The following is a 14,761-nucleotide window of genomic DNA, read 5'->3' as shown; positions in this document are numbered from 1 at the left end:
GGCGGCGGCCAGGTGCCGGAGTCAGGGATGCCGGCGCCGGTGCACCAGGACCGCGAGCGCCGTCACCAGGACGCCCAGGAGCCAGCCGCCCGCCACGTCCGTGGCCCAGTGCACGCCCAGCCATACCCGGGTCACACCGACGCCCGCCACGGAGATCGCCGCCACGGCCCAGGCGGCGCGGCGCAGGGCGGGGGAGGCGCCGTAGTAGTGGACGAGCCACACCAGGAGGCCGCACACGAAGGTCGCCGTCATGGCGTGGCCGGACGGGAAGGCCGCGTAGTGGGCGGAGTCGACGGGGTCGGGCCAGACCGGGCGGGGGCGGTCCACCGCGGCTTTCAGGACCTGTTGGAGAAGGCTGCCCAGCAGGCAGGTGGCCCCCAGCCAGACCGCCGTCCAGCGGTCCCCGCGCCGGAACCACAGCCACAGCACGACCGCCGCGGACAGGAGCCGCATCGTCCACGTGTCCCACACCCAGTCGGTGAGGACCCGCATGGCCTGCGTGACGTCGGGTTCGTCGACGGCCCAGCGGTGCGTCGTGGTGGCGATGTCGTCGTCGAGGCGGATCAACGGCCCCCACTCGACCGCCACCAGCGTGAGCAGCAGCGCCGAGCACACGGCCAGCGTCCAGGTGAGGCCGAGAGCCGTGCGGGGGCGCGGTGGGGTGGGCGGGGAGTCGACGGGCGGCGTCTGCATGCTGCGATACTCGCCGACCGGATGGCCCGGAGGCCAATTCCCGGGGTGGGAGCGCCCGCGGGCCGGCTAACCCAGCGCCCGCAGCCCCGGCGCGAACGCCACGAGTACCGGTACCGCCGGCACCAGCGCGGCCGCAGCCGTCAGCCGCAGCCGCCGGGCCGCCGAGAGCCGGTCGGGCGGGGTGAGCAACCGGTGCACCCGCTGCGGGACCTGGGCCTGCGGGGTCGGGCACGGACCGAACACGCCGCGGTCCTCGTTGAGTTCGACCAGCGCCAGCGCGGTCGTCAGGCGGCCGAAGCGGCGGGACGCCACGTCGTCCGCGGCGAGTTCGACCAGGCGGTGCATCTCGTCGCGGAACGCGGCGAAGACCGGAACCTGCGGGAACCCGTCCGCCAGCGCGGCCGAGCAGTGCAGCAGCCAGTCGTGCCGCGCCTGCGCGTGCCCCTTCTCGTGGGCGAGGACCGCGTCCAGCTGACGGCCCTTGAGGCGGCTCAGCGCGGCGGTGGTGACGACCAGCTGCGGGGGAGTGCCGGGCAGCCACCAGGCGTCCGGCCGCTCGCCCTCCAGGACGACGAGGCGGTCCGGTCCTGGCGCCTCGCCGGGCAACAACGGGGCGCGGTGCAGGAGTTCCGAGCGGCGCACCCGACGCCGGGAACGGGCCCGTACGACCTCCCGGACGAGCATCGTGGCGCTCCACAACCCGGCACAGGCCAGGGTGAGGGCGGTCGTGTCCGCCCAGAGGCCGGACGTGCCGAGCGCGTAGGCCTCGACCACCGGGCCCGGCGCCGTCGCGAAGACGGGCCCGCCCACCGCGTGCCAGGCCGCCGCCGCGCTGAACGTCATCGACAGCGCGCAGCACACCAGCACGGCCGCCACCACGCACTGCCACACCCACAGGGCGACCACCGGTTCGCGGTCCGGCCAGTCCGCCCGGGCGAGCAGTCTCGGGGCGAGCACGGCCGTCAGGGCGCCGAGCAGCAGCAGTGCCGCGGGGAGAATCATGGGGGCAGCCTATGAGCGCGGCGCCGCCCGCAGTACGGGCCGAGGCGCAAAGTGACGCAGGCAACGGTTGCGTGCGGCGAACACCGGGCACGGCCGGCCGACGGCGCGGTCACAGGTCCGCGTCACCCGGCCCCGGTGCACCGCCGGGTCACATGGCCGCCAGCATGGCCAGCATCGCGATGCCCATGGAGAGGCGGCAGGCCCGGGCCAGCTCCGGCCGGTCCCCCCACCCGGCCGTCGGACCACCGCCCCCGGCGACGGCGACGACCGGCAGCAGGCGTACGCCGGACAGCAGGACGTATCCGGTGAAGTAGAGCAGCAGCGCACCCGTCGCCGCGGGCGGACCGGACACGCCGTGCCCGTGGGCGTGGGCGGGCGAACCGGCCATGACCACCGCCATGTAGACCATGGCCGCGGCCCCGACGAGGTGGTGCAGGTGGTGGCCCCCGTACCGGGCCGCCGCCCACAGGGCGCGCAGCCCGGCGGCGCCGAACACCACCACGTATACGGCCCAGGCCCACGTGGGTGGGGTGAACGCCGCCGCGGGCACGGCCATGGCGGCCATGCCGAACCCCATCAGCGCCTCGCCGCCCGCGGCGCGGCGCTGTTCCCCCTCGTGGCTGCGCATCCGCAGCAGGCAGTACGCGCCGGTCGCCGCGCACAGCGCGACCAGCAGCCATCCGGGCGACACCGGTCCGTGCACACGCACCTCCCCGTTCGGCGGTCCACGGTCGGTCAAGGCCTGCCCCGGCCACGCGGCGCGCACGCGAGCGCAAGGGAGTACGCAGGGGGTTATTCGGGGGAGCGCGGGGGATTGCCGCTGGTCGGCGCCACGGCATGGCGGCGCGGGCGCTCCCCGCCGGCACGAGGAGTGATGATTCACAAGTAAAACACCTGCTAAGGTAATTCATATGAGCAGTGCGCACCCCTCCATCCCCGGCACCTCACCGGGCCGACGTCTGTCCCTGGCCGGCGTGCTGCGCCTGCGCCGGCCCTCCGAGATCTGGTTCAAGCCCGCCCTGAGTTCGGTCGCCGCCGTCGCCCCGCCCAACCTGCTCCTGCTGGCACTCGGCCGGCTCGACCTGGCGATGTACACGATGGCCGGGTCCCTGTGCGCGCTCTACGCCCACAACCGCCCCTACGCCGCCCGGGCCCGGGCCCTCGCGTGGGTGGTGCTCGGCATGCTCGGCGGAGTCGCCGTCGCCCTGGTCACCGCCTCGCTCACCCGGAACGCCGTCGTCCTGGTCACCGTCGGGGCCCTGCTGGCCGCCGTGCAGAAGGCACTGTGCGACGCCACCCGCATCGGCCCGCCGGGCAACGTGGTCCTGACCTTCATCAGCTCCGCCGCCCTCTTCGTCCCGCACACCCTCGGCCAGATCCCCGCCCACCTGGCCCTGGGCGCCGCCGCCGGCGCCTGGGCCTGGCTGGTCTGCATGGCACCCGTCCTGGTCCGACCGCACGGCCCGGAACGCCGGGCCACCGCCCAGGCCCTGAACGCCGCCGCCGCGTACGCCGAAACCGAGCACGCCGACCCCCGTGCCGCCGGCGACGGCGACGCCCACGCCGCCGCCCGTGCCGCCGGGTACGCCGCAGTGCAGCACGCCTGGCAGACGCTGCTGTCCCTCCCGGCCACCGGCGCCCGCGCCACCACCCGGCACGCCCTCGAACGCCTCGTCGTCCGCGCCGAGGTCGCGCTGGCCGCCCCCGCCGACACCGACCCCGAGCCGCTGCGCACCTGGGCCCGCGCCCTGCGTGGCACCGGCCGCGTCCCCCGCACCGACGACGGCCCGGCCGTCACCGACGAACTCCTCGGCGTCGACGCCGAACTCGCCGCCCGCCCCGCCCCCCTGTGGCAGCGGCTCGGCCCGCTCACTCCGGTCGCCGTACGCACCGCCCTGGGCTGCGCGCTGGCCGGCTACGCCTCCCTGGCCCTCGGCGTCGGCCGCCCCTACTGGGCGCTGGTCACCGCCGCCGCGCTCTACCAGGCCAATCTGACCCTCACCTGGAGCCGGGCCGTGCAGCGCGTGGTCGGCAACCTCGCCGGGGTGCTGCTCTTCGCCGCCATAGCCCCGCTCGCCCACCTCGGCCGGGCGCCGCTCGTCCTGCTCTGCCTCGCCCTCAACTTCGGCGCCGAGGCCCTCATCACCCGCAACTACTGGCTCGGCAGCGTCTGCGTGACCCCGATGGCGCTGCTCATCACCGAGTTCGCCGGATACCAGGAACCGGGTTCCCTGATCACCGAGCGGGTGGTGGACACCCTCGTCGGCGCCCTGGTCGGCTTCCTGGCCGCCGTCGCCGTCACCGACCGGAGCGCTGGGAACCGCGTCGAGCGTGCGCTGCGGGCCGCCGACCGGGCCCGGGAGCACACGGCCCGCGTCCTGGCGGAGCCCGATCCGGCGCCCGGCGCCCTGGAGGCCGCCCGCCGGTCCCTGGCCGCCGCGCTGACCGACCTGCGGGCCACCGTGGACGGGGCGGCCGGCGAATGGTGGGGACGCGCACTGCCGCAGGAGAGGGTCGTGCTCGCCGAGCAGTCCGGACACCGTACGCTCGCCGCAGCGGTGCGACGCCGGGCAGCGCGTCGGGACCGGGACACGGGAACGAGAGCGGAGGACGTACGGCCATGACCGCAACCGACGGGGGCTCGGCGACCGGGGGCGACGGGAGAGGGGGACCGGGCGGCGACACCGTGGCCGCGGTCGTGCGGCAGTGGCGGGCCGTCCATCCGGACCTCGACACCGGGCCGATGGAGATCATCGGCCGGATCAACCGCTGCGCCGCCCTCCTCCAGCAGGCCGAGGACGCGCCACTGCGCCGGGCCGGCCTGAGCCGGGCCGAGTTCGACCTGCTCGGCGCGCTGCGCCGCACCGGCCACGAGCTGACCCCGGGCGACCTCGCCCGCGAGACCTTCTCCTCCGGCGCCGCCGTCACCAAGCGCCTCAAGCAGCTCACCGAGCGCGGCCTGGTGGAGCGGCGCGGCGACACCCGCGACCGACGCGTCGCGCACGTCCGCCTCACGGACACCGGACGCGACCTCGTCGACGGCATCCTGCCCGAACAGCTCGCCTACGAGGCCGCCGTGCTGTCGGGCGTCGACGAGCCCCGGCAGGGGGAGCTGGCGGCACTTCTCGGCGGGCTGCTGGGCCAGCTGGAGGGCCGCCTGGACGCGCTGCGGGTCTGAAGCGGCCCCCGAAGGCGGGGCCGGGCCGGCACCCGGCGGCCGCCACACGCCGCCCCGGCAGGCTCAGCGCTCGTCCCCCGCCCGGTACACGCCGAACATCGCGCCCCGGGGATCGCGCAGCACCGCGATCCGCGGTCCGTCGGGCGGCGAGACGGGCTCCATCAGCACGGTGCCGCCGCCGTCGGTCGTGCCGGCCGCCGCCGTGTCCACGTCCGTCACCGCGAAGTAGGGCAGCCAGTGCGCCGGCACCTCGTGCGGGAACTTCTCGTCCATCGTCACCATGCCGCCGAAGTCCGCCCCGCCGATGCCCCACTGCGGGTAGTACTCCGAGGCGCTCAGGCTCCAGCCGAACACCGTGGTGTAGAAGTCGGCGGCCAGGTCGGGCTCGCGGGTCAGCAGTTCGACCCAGCCCAGCGAGCCGTGCGCGTTGAACAGTCCGGCACCGGCGAACGAGCCGGGCTGCCACAGCTGGAACAGCGCCCCGGTGGGGTCCACGACCACCACGAAGCGGCCGTGGCCGGGGACGTCCGTGGGCCCCTCCGGCACCGTGCCGCCGGCCGCCGTCACCTGCCGGACGGCGGTGTCCGCGTCGCGCACGGCGAACACCACGTCCCACGCGACCGGCTGCCGCGCCCGCGGCAGCGGGGTCAGCCCGGCGACCGCGTCGCCGCCGAGCCGGGCGATCGTGTGGCCGCTCGCCCGCCGCCTCGGGTCCGTCTCGGGGCGCCAGCCGAACAGCCCGCTGTAGAACCGCTCGGCCACCGCCAGGTCGTCGGTCCCCAGCTCCGCCCAGCAGGGTCCGCCGGTCACCGGTTCATGAAGCTTCATCGGGGCCTCCTTCCGCCGGGCCGCGGGCCTCCGCCCCCTTCCAGCACGCTAAGGCCGCCCCGGTGCCGGGGCCATCCGGCGCACACCGCCCCGGCGGCCCGGACGCCTCAGATCCCCGGCCGGTATCGCAGCGGATGCTCCGCGGGCACCTCCACCAGCACGATCCGGGTGCCGTCCGGATCCGCGATCCACATCTCCACCAGCCCCCACGGCTCCTCGACCGGCGGCCGCACGATCTCGACGCCCTTGGCGCGCAGTTCGTCGTGGGCCGCCGCCGCGTCCTCGACCTGGAGCCACACCTTGAGCGCGGGGGAGAGCGGGGCCTCGGAGCGCCCGGAGACCTCCAGGAAGCCGCCGCCGAGGAAGTAGACGGTGCCCCGCTCCGGACCGGTGCCGAACTCCCGGTGGACGGCGAGGCCGAGCTGGTCGCCGTAGAAGGCGCGGGAGCGTTCGGGGTCGGTGGGACGGAGCAGGATCCGGCTGCTGAGTACATGCACCATGCGTCCCGACCCTACTGGCGGCGCTACCCTCATCGATGCCCCCGCCGCGCCCGAGAGAGAACCGGAGACGCCCCACATGGACACCACCGCCGGCCGACTGATCTACCGCGATGCCACCGACGCCGACGTGGACGGGATCGTGGCGCTCATAGAGTCGGCCTACCGGGGCGACTCCAGCCGGGTCGGGTGGACCACCGAGGCGGACATCCTCCAGGGGCAGCGCACGGACCCGCAGGGCGTGCTGGACGTCGTGAAGTCGCCGGACAGCCGGCTGCTGACGGTCGAGCGGGACGGCCGGATCGTGGCCTGCTGCCAGTTGGAGCACCGCGGGGAGCACGCGTACTTCGGGATGTTCGCCGTCAGTCCCGCGCTCCAGGGTGAGGGCCTCGGCAGGACGATCATCGCGGAGGCCGAGCGGCAGGCCCGCGGGACGTGGGGCGTCAGGGAGATGCACATGACCGTGATCTCCGTCCGCGAGGACCTCATCGCCTGGTACGAGCGCCGCGGCTACCGCCGTACGGGAGAGATGACTCCCTTCCCGTACGGCGACGAGCGCTTCGGCATTCCGCTCCGCGACGACCTGCGGTTCGAGCTGCTGGTCAAGCCGCTGGTCTGAGCCTCAGGCGGTGAAGCGGCCGGTGCGCTTGATCTCCGGGTAGTCGGTCGTCGCGCCGTCGAGGCCCAGGGCGCGCACCAGCCGCAGCTGGTCCTGGGTGTTGATGGTCCAGGAGAAGACCCGCAGGCCCGCCTTGCGGGCCTGTTCCACGATCTCCAGGGTGATCCGGTTGATGTCCAGACACAGGGTCCCGGCGCCCGCCTCCACGGCCCGGTCCACGACTTCCTTGCCGTAGTACTGGGCGACCAGCGCGGTGCGCACCCCCGGCACCAGCCGCGCGATCTCGACGATGGCCTCGTCGTGGAACGAGATCACCTCCACCCGGTCCACCAGGTCCCGGCGGAGCATCACCTCGGAGAGCGTCCGGGCGGCCGCCGCGTCCTTGATCTCGGCCTGCAACGGCACGGAGACGGCGTCCAGTACCTCCTCGAAGACGGGGACGCGCTCCCCGCGGCCCGCGTCCAGCGCGCGCAGCTCCTCGAGGGTCTTGTCGGCGATGGCGCCGCTGCCGTCGGTGGTGCGGTCCACCTCCGCGTCGTGCATGACGACGAGCGCGCCGTCCTTGCTCAGGTGCAGGTCGAGTTCGACGACGTCGAGGCCGGCCTGCTCGGCGGCGACGAAGGAACGCAGGGTGTTCTCGGGTTCGACACCCATCGCTCCGCGGTGACCGATGGTGAGGAAGTTCAAGGCTCGACTCGCTTCCGTCGACGTCGGCGATGGCAGGGCGGCAGCCTAACGGCCCTGCGGGACCGTTTCCCCTCTGCCGCGCCTGGTATACGAGCCAGGGCGTCCCGCAGGAAAAAATGCGGTGAAGGCCCGGGTGGGGCAGGATAATTTGCGGGGGCTCCCCTTGCTGGGAGAAACCTCGTATGCATACGGTGTCCTGACGCAAGCTTCTCTCGTAGAGGATGGGACATGACGGAAATTCTTGTGCAGGTGGGTGTGGAGGAGAACATTCCTCCGGCGAGCAGGGTGGTTGAGCACCCGGCGTGGCCCGTGCTCAAGGATGCCGTGGAGCGGATCCGGCCATGGCAGTCCAAGGACGGGTCGATCGACTTCGACGCCGAGGGCGCGCCCGGGCGGACCGACGCCGAGGACGCCGTGCGCCGGGTCGTCGCGGCGGTCCGGGAGCTGTCCCCGCTCCTCCCGCACGACCACGCGTACCACGAGGCCCTGGTGGCCGACCTCGGCCGCTGGGCCGACGGCGGCTTCGAGGTGCCCGACTTCCTCGACTCGCTGCTGGCCTTCCAGCCCGCCGCGAACCGCGCGGACGGCCTCCAGCACCTGGTCGTCTTCCCGATGTACACGCAGAACGGCAACCCGGACCGCAACTTCGAAGCGGTCGTGCTGCGCATGGTCTGGCCCGACTGGCTGGCCGAGCTGGAGCGCACCCGCTACGACAACCCGTTGTTCTGCGGCATCACGTTCGAGGACTTCACGGCCGGCTACGACACCAACTCGGCCGTCCTCTTCCCGGAGACCATCGCCGTGCGCGAGGCTCCCGAGCGCTTCTCCTGGGGCGGCATCTTCTGTGACCGCGAGGCCGCCCGCTTCCGCCGCGTCACCGAGGCCGCCGTGGGCATCCTGGGCCTGGAGCTGCCCGAGGACGTCGCCGCGCTGGTGGACGACCAGAAGCGCTGCGAGGAGGCGTTCGTCCTGTGGGACATGGTCCACGACCGCACCCACAGCCACGGCGACCTGCCGTTCGACCCGTTCATGATCAAGCAGCGCCAGCCGTTCTGGATGTACGGCCTGGAGGAGCTGCGCTGCGACCTCACCGCCTTCAGGGAGGCCGTACGCCTGGAGGCCGACGGCGTCCCGCAGGCCCGTGACGTGCAGGTCGCGGTCCTCTTCGACCGCATGTTCCGCTTCCCGGTCACCGGTGAGCGGGTGCGCAACTACGACGGGCTCGGCGGTCAGCTCCTCTTCGCCTACCTGCACAAGCACGACGTCGTCCGCTGGACCGACAACAAGCTCTTCATCGACTGGCAGCGCGCACCCGAGGTCACCAACCAGCTGTGCGCCGAGATCGAGACGCTCTACCGGGACGGCATCGACCGTCCGAAGATCGTCCACTGGTTCGCCGGCTACGAGCTGGTCTCCACCTACCTCGCCCCGCACCCGGGCTCGAAGTGGGCGAAGGGCCCCGACGCCCTGGACCTCACCCTGCCCCCGCGCAAGCTGGTCGACGACGTGCTTCCGGACGAGTTTCCGCTGAGCATGTTCTACGAGGCGCTGTCCAAGAAACTCAAGAAGGTGATTGCCTCGACCCGGGGCATCACCGCGGACGGCGCCGAACGGGCCGCCGCGTGAGCGACGGCACCGGCGGTCAGGCACAACAGCGGCAGGCACAGGCTCGGGAGGCGAGGACCATGGGGAACGGGGCGCTCGACGGCGCGGTGATCGCGGTGGCCGGAGCGGGCGGACCCGCCGGACGGGCCGCGCTGCTGCGGCTCGCCGAGGCGGGTGCGACGGTCGTCGGCTCGGACAACGACCCGGAGCGGCTGGCGGAGGCGGTGGACGCGGCCCGCTACGCGCACGGCGGCGCCAGCGTCACCGGCGAGACCGTCGACCTGCTCGACCGGGACGCCGCCCAGGCCTGGGCCGACCGCACCGAGCAGGAGTTCGGGCGGGTCGACGGCCTCGTCCACCTCGTCGGCGGCTGGCGCGGCAGCCAGAGCTTCACCAAGACCAACCTCGACGACTGGGACCTGCTGGAACTGCTGCTGATCCGCACGGTGCAGCACACCTCGCTCGCCTTCCACGAGGCGCTCCAGCGCAGCGACCGCGGCCGGTACGTGCTGATCAGCGCCGCGGGCGCGAGCAACCCGACCGCGGGCAACGCCGCCTACTCCGCCGCCAAGGCCGCGGCCGAGGCCTGGACCCTGGCGATGGCGGACTACTTCCGCAAGGCGGGGGGCGAGCAGGGGCCGACGTCGGCGGCTGCGATCCTGGTGGTGAAGGCGTTGGTGCACGACGCGATGCGCGCCGAGCGGCCCAACGCGAAGTTCGCGGGCTTCACGGACGTGCGTGACCTCGCCGAGGCCGTCGCCGGAGTCTGGGACAAGCCCGCCGCGGAAGTGAACGGAAACCGTCTGTGGCTGACCGAGAAGCCGTGAACCCCCCGAAGACCGACGCGCGTCGCCATCACGACCCCGAGGTCCGCAGTTTCGCCAGTGACAACTACGCCGGGGCACACCCGGAGGTACTCGCCGCGCTGGCGCTGGCCAACGGCGGGCACCAGGTCGCGTACGGCGAGGACGAGTACACCGAGAACCTCCAGCGGGTGATCCGCGGCCACTTCGGCTCCGGCGCCGAGGCCTTCCCGGTCTTCAACGGCACCGGCGCCAACGTCGTCGCGCTCCAGGCGGTCACCGACCGCTGGGGGGCGGTGATCTGCGCCGAGAGCGCGCACATCAACGTCGACGAGGGCGGCGCCCCCGAGCGTATGGGCGGGCTGAAACTGCTCACCGTGCCCACGCCCGACGGCAAGCTCACCCCCGACCTCATCGACCGGCAGGCGTACGGCTGGGACGACGAGCACCGCGCGATGCCGCAGGTCGTGTCGATCACCCAGAGCACCGAGCTGGGCACGCTCTACACGCCCGACGAGGTCCGGGCCATCTGCGAACACGCCCACGCGCACGGCATGAAGGTGCACCTGGACGGCTCCCGTATAGCCAACGCCGCCGCCTCCCTGGACGTGCCCATGCGGACGTTCACCAACGCCGTCGGCGTCGACCTGCTCTCGCTCGGCGGAACCAAGAACGGTGCCCTGTTCGGCGAGGCGGTCGTGGTCCTCAACCAGGACGCCGTCAGCCACATGAAGCACTTGCGCAAGCTCTCCATGCAGCTCGCCTCCAAGATGCGCTTCGTGTCGGTGCAGCTGGAGGCGCTGCTCGCCAAGGACCTGTGGCTGCGCAACGCCCGGCACGGCAACGAGATGGCGCAGCGCCTCGCCGACGGCGTGCGTGCCGTGCACGGTGTGGAGATCCTCTACCCGGTGCAGGCCAACGCGGTCTTCGCCCGCCTGCCGCACGAGGTGAGCGAGCGCCTGCAGAAGCGGTTCCGGTTCTACTTCTGGGACGAGGCCGCCGGAGACGTGCGCTGGATGTGTGCCTTCGACACCACCGAGGACGACGTCGACACCTTCGTGGCGGCGCTCAAGGAGGAGATGGCGCGCTGAGCCGCGAGTCCCCGTCGATGCATAGATATGCGGTCACCTGAAAAGTCATTGACTGACGGGTGATCGCGTTTCTATGCTCTGCGGGCATGGAGCTGATCCAGAAGACCCCCGACCTGTCCGCCTATCTGGCTGCCGACGAGGTCATCGACCATGACCACCCCCGCGTACGGGAGGTGGCCGACGGACTCGCAAAAGAGGCGGCCGACTCGTATTCCTATGCGCGACTGGCCTTCGAGTTCGTGCGGGACACCATCCCGCACTCGCAGGACTCCGGAGACCCGCGCGTCACCTGGCGGGCCTCCGACGTCCTGGAGCGGCGTACCGGCATCTGCTACGCCAAGGCGCACGCGCTGGCCGCCCTGCTGCGGGCCGAGGACATCCCGGCCGCCCTGTGCTACCAGCGGTTCGACGTGGTGCACGGTCTGGTCGCGGTGCGCTTCAACGGTGCCTGGCACCGGCAGGACCCGCGCGGGAACAAGCCCGGCGTGGACGCGCGGTTCTCCCTGGAGGGGGAGCGGCTGGCGTTCACACCGGACCACGAGGCCGGGGAGGCGGACTACCCGGAGCTGTACGCCGCGCCGCACCCGGCCGTGGTGGACGCCCTGAAGGCGGCCACCGACCGGCCGCACCTGTGGGCGACCCTCCCCACGGCGCTCTGACGCGCCCGGCTCAGTGCGCCTGGGTCGCGCGCAGCTGCTCCTGAGTCGGCGCGGTGCCGCCGAGGTGGGCCGGCATCCACCAGGTGTCGTCCGCGCCCTTGGGGCGTACCGGGTAGGCGCGCTGCGCGGCCTCCAGCAGCTCCTGCACGCGCTCGCGCAGGCGGCGGGTGATCGCGCCCGCGTACTGCTCGCGGGAGGCCTCCATCGCCTCGCCGACCCGGATCGTGATCGGGGTGTGGCTGCGCTTGAAGTTGCGCGGGTGTCCCTTGGTCCACAGACGCTGGGTGCCCCACAGCGCCATCGGGATCAGCGGGACGCCCGCTTCCTGCGCCAGGCGCGCGGCGCCCGACTTGAAGCTCTTCAGCGTGAACGACTCGGAGATCGTCGCCTCCGGGAAGACCCCGATGATCTCGCCGGACCGCAGCGAGTCCAGGGCGTGCGCGTATGCCGCCTCGCCCTGTTTGCGGTCCACCGGGATGTGCTTCATGTTGCGCATCAGCGGGCCGGAGACCCGGTGCCGGAAGACCGACTCCTTCGCCATGAAGCGCACCAGCCGCTTCTGGGGCAGCGCCGCCAGGCCGTCGAAGATGAAATCCAGGTAGCTGATGTGATTGCTCACCAGCACGGCGCCGCCCTCGCGCGGGATGTTCTCCGAACCCTGGCAGTCGATCTTGAGGTCCCACACCTTGAACAGGGTGCGGGCGAGACCGATGGCCGGGCGGTAGGCGAGTTCTGCCATGGGCGGGTCGGGCCCTTCCTTGTCAGCCTGGGAAGGGGGCTCCCAGTCGAAAGTTACGGAGCCGTAGGTTTACGGCTTGTCGCAGATCGTGCCCCAAGAACGGCCCATGTACCAGCCTTGGTGCCCGTACGCGGCGAGATCCTCATCACTCGCCCGTCCATCGGGTGGCCGGAAGACGATCGTGGACCGGGAATCTCCACGCCGCCGCGAGTGCTGCACCTGGGGACGACCGGACCGGTGGCGCGCTGCTCAGGCGTGCCCATGAGTGCCGCGGACGCGGCGGATCGGGGGCGCGCTGGTGCGCGGGCAGGGTGACGACGGCGGGCTCGGGACTCCGGGTCCGCACCTCGACGCGGCCGACCTCGGGGCGGAACTCGGCAGCCGCGCGACGCTCGTGCAGTTCTCCAGCGCCTTCTGTTCCCCCTGCCGTGCCACCCGGCGGGTCCTCGGCGAGGTGGCCCGCATGGTCCCCGGCGTCGCCCACGTCGAGATCGACGCCGAGGCCCGCCTGGAACTCGTCCGCGCCCTCGGCGTGCACAAGACCCCGACCGTGCTGGTCCTCGACGGCGGCGGCCGCGTCGTGCGGCGTGCCGTCGGGCAGCCGCGCAAGGCGGACGTGATCGCCGCCCTGGGCGAGGCGGTGTGATCAGCGCCACGCCGGGGGTGAGGCGTCCTCCACAGCTTCCGCGTCCCGGGACGTATTTGACTGTGTGCGCCACCTGTCGTCAGCCTGCCCGAAGGCCCCGCTCCCCGTTGCCCGGACCGAGGCACAACGCAGAAGGACACCCCGTATGACGGCCACACCCGACGTCGCCGCGCCGCGGCTCGCCACCGACGACCTGCTGCGGTCCGTCTTCCGGCTCCACGCGGCGGGAGTCGCCGTGATCACCGCGTCCGGTGCAGCCGGTCCGGCCGGCTTCACGGCCACCTCCCTCACGTCCGTGTCCGCCCGGCCGCCGCTGCTCTCCTTCGGTATCGGCACCGGCTCCTCCAGCTGGCCCGCGGTCTCCGCTGCCGAGTACGTCGGGGTGCACGTACTGGGCGAACACCAGGAGGAGCTGGCCGCCACCTTCGCCCGCAGCGGAGCCGACCGCTTCGCGGCGCCCACCGCCTGGCGGGAGGGCCCGCACGGCGTCCCCCTGCTGGACGGGGTCCTCGCCTGGCTCGTCTGCCGCGTCGTCGGCCGGGTGCCGGCGGGGGACCACCGCATCGTGCTGGCCGAGGTGCTGACCGGCGACCCCTCGGGCACCGGCGGTCCCCTGCTGTACCACCGGGGCGGCTACACCGGCCTGCGCGACTGAGCGGTGCCGGCGCCCCGGCACCCGGCGCTTCTGCGGAGGCGTCGAGTTCCGGTTACGCTGCGTTGCGAAGGTCACAGTTCAAAGCGCTTGCTTAGCGGGAAAGAACTGGGTGTACTGACGAGTAATATTCCGGTGCGAAGCGCAGGTCGCCCCGCCCGGGATCGGCCGCTTGGGGCGCCTATGCTGCCTGCAAGAGGCAGCACTGAAATGTCGACGCAGTAGGAGAGCCGGCGTGAGCTTGAGGATCGTTGTCACTGTGAAGTACGTGCCCGACGCCACTGGCGACCGGCACTTCGCCGATGACCTGACCGTCGACCGGGACGACGTGGACGGTCTGCTCTCCGAGCTGGACGAGTACGCGGTCGAGCAGGCGCTGCAGATCTCCGAGAATTCCGACGACGACGTGGAGATCACCGTCCTGACGGTGGGCCCCGAGGACGCGAAGGACGCGCTGCGCAAGGCGCTGTCCATGGGCGCGGACAAGGCGATCCACGTCGAGGACGACGACCTGCACGGCACCGACGCCATCGGCACCTCCCTGGTCCTGGCCAAGGCGATCGAGAAGGCCGGCTACGACCTGGTCGTCTCCGGCATGGCCTCCACCGACGGCACCATGGGCGTCGTACCGGCGCTGCTCGCCGAGCGCCTGGGGGTGCCGCAGGTGACGCTGCTGTCCGAGGTCTCCGTCGAGGGCGGGACGGTCAAGGGCCGCCGGGACGGCGACACCGCCACCGAGCAGCTGGAGGCCTCCCTCCCGGCCGTCGTGTCCGTCACCGACCAGTCGGGCGAGGCGCGTTACCCGTCCTTCAAGGGCATCATGGCGGCCAAGAAGAAGCCGGTCGAGTCCTGGGACCTCTCCGACCTCGACATCGACGAGGACGAGGTCGGCCTGGAGAACGCCTGGACCGCGGTCGACTCCGCGGCCGAGCGCCCGGCGCGCACCGCGGGCACCATCGTCAAGGACGAGGGCGAGGGCGGCAAGCAGCTCGCCGAGTTCCTCGCGGGCCAGAAGTTCATCTGAGCCCCGCTCCGCCGACCGCCCCTCATCTTTCGCAAGCA

General features: G+C 72.7%; 17 protein-coding genes. 10 read left to right on the top strand and 7 right to left on the bottom strand.

Annotation, left to right across the window (positions count from 1 at the left end):
- Positions 1-21: 21 nt before the first annotated feature.
- The 3 genes from OIE75_RS04520 to OIE75_RS04510 all read right to left on the bottom strand — a co-directional run bounded on the left by OIE75_RS04520 (position 22) and on the right by OIE75_RS04510 (position 2,398).
- On the bottom strand, positions 22-693 hold the full coding sequence (locus OIE75_RS04520; RefSeq protein ID WP_307009865.1) for a phosphatase PAP2 family protein: 672 nt from the start codon (positions 691-693) through the stop codon (positions 22-24).
- A 66-nt stretch (positions 694-759) separates the two neighbouring features.
- Complete coding sequence (locus OIE75_RS04515) at positions 760-1,695, bottom strand: M56 family metallopeptidase (protein ID WP_307009862.1); 936 nt, start codon at positions 1,693-1,695, stop codon at positions 760-762.
- 148 nt (positions 1,696-1,843) lie between these two features.
- The gene (locus OIE75_RS04510) at positions 1,844-2,398 is read right to left on the bottom strand and encodes a DUF5134 domain-containing protein (protein ID WP_307009860.1); all 555 of its coding nucleotides are present in this window, start codon (positions 2,396-2,398) and stop codon (positions 1,844-1,846) included.
- 208 nt (positions 2,399-2,606) lie between these two features.
- Between OIE75_RS04510 and OIE75_RS04505 the strand changes: the two genes are divergently transcribed.
- Both OIE75_RS04505 and OIE75_RS04500 read left to right on the top strand, forming a co-directional pair.
- Positions 2,607-4,319, top strand: coding sequence for an FUSC family protein (locus tag OIE75_RS04505; protein ID WP_329469646.1), 1,713 nt, complete (start codon positions 2,607-2,609; stop codon positions 4,317-4,319).
- Entirely contained in the window at positions 4,316-4,873 is a 558-nt protein-coding gene (locus OIE75_RS04500; protein WP_122620758.1) for a MarR family winged helix-turn-helix transcriptional regulator, read from the top strand. The genes OIE75_RS04505 and OIE75_RS04500 overlap by 4 nt, the downstream gene beginning before the upstream one ends.
- A 63-nt stretch (positions 4,874-4,936) precedes the next feature.
- Here OIE75_RS04500 and OIE75_RS04495 read toward each other — a convergent pair whose 3' ends face one another.
- Positions 4,937-5,701 carry a VOC family protein gene (locus tag OIE75_RS04495; protein WP_329469645.1) on the bottom strand — a complete coding sequence of 255 codons (765 nt, stop codon included), beginning with the start codon at positions 5,699-5,701 and terminating at the stop codon, positions 4,937-4,939.
- Between the two features lie 107 nt (positions 5,702-5,808).
- A complete protein-coding gene (locus OIE75_RS04490; protein WP_122620756.1) occupies positions 5,809-6,201 on the bottom strand; it encodes a VOC family protein in 393 nt (130 codons plus the stop codon).
- Positions 6,202-6,277: 76 nt separating this feature from the next.
- Here OIE75_RS04490 and OIE75_RS04485 point away from each other — a divergent pair, with 76 nt between their 5' ends.
- A complete protein-coding gene (locus OIE75_RS04485) occupies positions 6,278-6,817 on the top strand; it encodes a GNAT family N-acetyltransferase (RefSeq protein WP_307009854.1) in 540 nt (179 codons plus the stop codon).
- A 3-nt stretch (positions 6,818-6,820) separates the two neighbouring features.
- Here OIE75_RS04485 and OIE75_RS04480 read toward each other — a convergent pair whose 3' ends face one another.
- Entirely contained in the window at positions 6,821-7,504 is a 684-nt protein-coding gene (locus OIE75_RS04480) for a glycerophosphodiester phosphodiesterase (RefSeq protein WP_329469644.1), read from the bottom strand.
- Between the two features lie 228 nt (positions 7,505-7,732).
- On the opposite strand from OIE75_RS04480, the gene OIE75_RS04475 reads away from it, so the two are divergent.
- From OIE75_RS04475 to OIE75_RS04460, 4 genes are all read left to right on the top strand, one after another.
- Positions 7,733-9,130, top strand: coding sequence for a DUF6421 family protein (locus tag OIE75_RS04475; protein WP_329469643.1), 1,398 nt, complete (start codon positions 7,733-7,735; stop codon positions 9,128-9,130).
- A 59-nt stretch (positions 9,131-9,189) separates the two neighbouring features.
- A complete protein-coding gene (locus OIE75_RS04470) occupies positions 9,190-9,936 on the top strand; it encodes an SDR family NAD(P)-dependent oxidoreductase (RefSeq protein ID WP_064726548.1) in 747 nt (248 codons plus the stop codon).
- Entirely contained in the window at positions 9,933-11,003 is a 1,071-nt protein-coding gene (locus tag OIE75_RS04465) for a threonine aldolase family protein (protein ID WP_329469640.1), read from the top strand. Before OIE75_RS04470 ends, OIE75_RS04465 begins: the two co-directional genes overlap by 4 nt.
- Positions 11,004-11,089: 86 nt before the next feature.
- The gene (locus OIE75_RS04460; protein WP_307009846.1) at positions 11,090-11,662 is read left to right on the top strand and encodes a transglutaminase domain-containing protein; all 573 of its coding nucleotides are present in this window, start codon (positions 11,090-11,092) and stop codon (positions 11,660-11,662) included.
- Positions 11,663-11,672: 10 nt separating this feature from the next.
- Here the strand turns inward: OIE75_RS04460 and OIE75_RS04455 are convergent, their stop codons facing one another.
- Positions 11,673-12,401, bottom strand: a complete 729-nt coding sequence (locus tag OIE75_RS04455; protein WP_307009844.1) for a lysophospholipid acyltransferase family protein — start codon at positions 12,399-12,401, stop codon at positions 11,673-11,675.
- 265 nt (positions 12,402-12,666) lie between these two features.
- Between OIE75_RS04455 and OIE75_RS04450 the strand changes: the two genes are divergently transcribed.
- The 3 genes from OIE75_RS04450 (at position 12,667) to OIE75_RS04440 (ending at position 14,723) form a co-directional block, all read left to right on the top strand.
- The gene (locus OIE75_RS04450) at positions 12,667-13,047 is read left to right on the top strand and encodes a TlpA family protein disulfide reductase (RefSeq protein ID WP_373462934.1); all 381 of its coding nucleotides are present in this window, start codon (positions 12,667-12,669) and stop codon (positions 13,045-13,047) included.
- A 145-nt stretch (positions 13,048-13,192) separates the two neighbouring features.
- Entirely contained in the window at positions 13,193-13,702 is a 510-nt protein-coding gene (locus OIE75_RS04445; protein ID WP_307009842.1) for a flavin reductase family protein, read from the top strand.
- Between the two features lie 232 nt (positions 13,703-13,934).
- Positions 13,935-14,723 carry an electron transfer flavoprotein subunit beta/FixA family protein gene (locus OIE75_RS04440; RefSeq protein WP_122620747.1) on the top strand — a complete coding sequence of 263 codons (789 nt, stop codon included), beginning with the start codon at positions 13,935-13,937 and terminating at the stop codon, positions 14,721-14,723.
- The last annotated feature ends 38 nt before the right edge of the window (positions 14,724-14,761 follow it).

The sequence above is a fragment of the Streptomyces sp. NBC_01723 genome (genome assembly GCF_036246005.1).
In the GTDB taxonomy this organism is placed as follows: Bacteria; Actinomycetota; Actinomycetes; order Streptomycetales; family Streptomycetaceae; genus Streptomyces.
Note: the sequence above shows the minus strand (reverse complement) of the source record. Positions and strands in the feature narration are given on the sequence as shown.

What these genes read in the sequence shown, in the direction of transcription:
- OIE75_RS04520 (WP_307009865.1), bottom strand. Translation starts at nt 693, where the DNA reads ATGCAGACGCCGCCCGTCGACTCCCCGCCCACCCCACCGCGCCCCCGC.
- OIE75_RS04515 (WP_307009862.1), bottom strand. Translation starts at nt 1,695, where the DNA reads ATGATTCTCCCCGCGGCACTGCTGCTGCTCGGCGCCCTGACGGCCGTG.
- OIE75_RS04505 (WP_329469646.1), top strand. Translation starts at nt 2,607, where the DNA reads ATGAGCAGTGCGCACCCCTCCATCCCCGGCACCTCACCGGGCCGACGT.
- OIE75_RS04500 (WP_122620758.1), top strand. Translation starts at nt 4,316, where the DNA reads ATGACCGCAACCGACGGGGGCTCGGCGACCGGGGGCGACGGGAGAGGG.
- OIE75_RS04495 (WP_329469645.1), bottom strand. Translation starts at nt 5,701, where the DNA reads ATGAAGCTTCATGAACCGGTGACCGGCGGACCCTGCTGGGCGGAGCTG.
- OIE75_RS04490 (WP_122620756.1), bottom strand. Translation starts at nt 6,201, where the DNA reads ATGGTGCATGTACTCAGCAGCCGGATCCTGCTCCGTCCCACCGACCCC.
- OIE75_RS04485 (WP_307009854.1), top strand. Translation starts at nt 6,278, where the DNA reads ATGGACACCACCGCCGGCCGACTGATCTACCGCGATGCCACCGACGCC.
- OIE75_RS04475 (WP_329469643.1), top strand. Translation starts at nt 7,733, where the DNA reads ATGACGGAAATTCTTGTGCAGGTGGGTGTGGAGGAGAACATTCCTCCG.
- OIE75_RS04470 (WP_064726548.1), top strand. Translation starts at nt 9,190, where the DNA reads ATGGGGAACGGGGCGCTCGACGGCGCGGTGATCGCGGTGGCCGGAGCG.
- OIE75_RS04460 (WP_307009846.1), top strand. Translation starts at nt 11,090, where the DNA reads ATGGAGCTGATCCAGAAGACCCCCGACCTGTCCGCCTATCTGGCTGCC.
- OIE75_RS04455 (WP_307009844.1), bottom strand. Translation starts at nt 12,401, where the DNA reads ATGGCAGAACTCGCCTACCGCCCGGCCATCGGTCTCGCCCGCACCCTG.
- OIE75_RS04445 (WP_307009842.1), top strand. Translation starts at nt 13,193, where the DNA reads ATGACGGCCACACCCGACGTCGCCGCGCCGCGGCTCGCCACCGACGAC.